At 35.8% G+C, this 671-nt stretch carries 1 protein-coding gene; it reads left to right on the forward strand.

The window, feature by feature from the left end:
- Positions 1-67 precede the first annotated feature (67 nt).
- A partial coding sequence (locus tag AC1DTM_RS30340; protein ID WP_477001689.1) for an NTF2-like N-terminal transpeptidase domain-containing protein occupies positions 68-671 on the forward strand: 604 nt, incomplete at its 3' end.

The following is a 671-nucleotide window of genomic DNA, read 5'->3' on the forward strand; positions in this document are numbered from 1 at the left end:
GAGTTAGCATGTATAGAATGCTATAAATCTTTAGAAGTACGCTATGTAATAAAAGGAGGAGAATCGGTTGAGAAAAATATGGGGGATTCTTTTTCTTTGCTTTGCATTAATGCTAGTCGGATGCGGCAAAGAAGAAAAACCACAAGAAGCGTTTGATACATATGTAAAAGCATGGAATAAACAAAAATTTGCAGATATGTATGATCAATTATCAGAAAATGCAAAAAAAGATATTTCACAGAAAGAGTTTACTGAGAAATATGAAAAGATTTATTCTGGTATTGAAGTGAAAGACTTAAAGGTAGAAACAGGGGAAGTAAAAGAAGATAAAAAAGATGAAGGCCCTGTTCCTTTTAAAGTAAGCATGGATACAGTTGGTGGTAAAATCACTTTTGGCCATGAAGCAAAAATGGTGAAAGAAAAAGATGGGGATAAAGAGTCTTGGAAAATAGATTGGACTCCTGATTTCATTTTCCCTGGCATGACAAAAGATAGTAAAGTGCGTATGCAGACAACACAACCAAAACGTGGTGAAGTTTACGATCGTAATGGAAAAGGTCTTGCGACGAATGGTAAAGCTTCTGAAATCGGAATGATTCCTGAAAAGTTAGGGGATGCTGCTCCGCAAACGAAAGAAACGGTAGCGAAGTTGTTAAATATGTCTGTAGAAG

It is taken from the genome of Bacillus sp. P4_D3 (assembly GCF_056401855.1).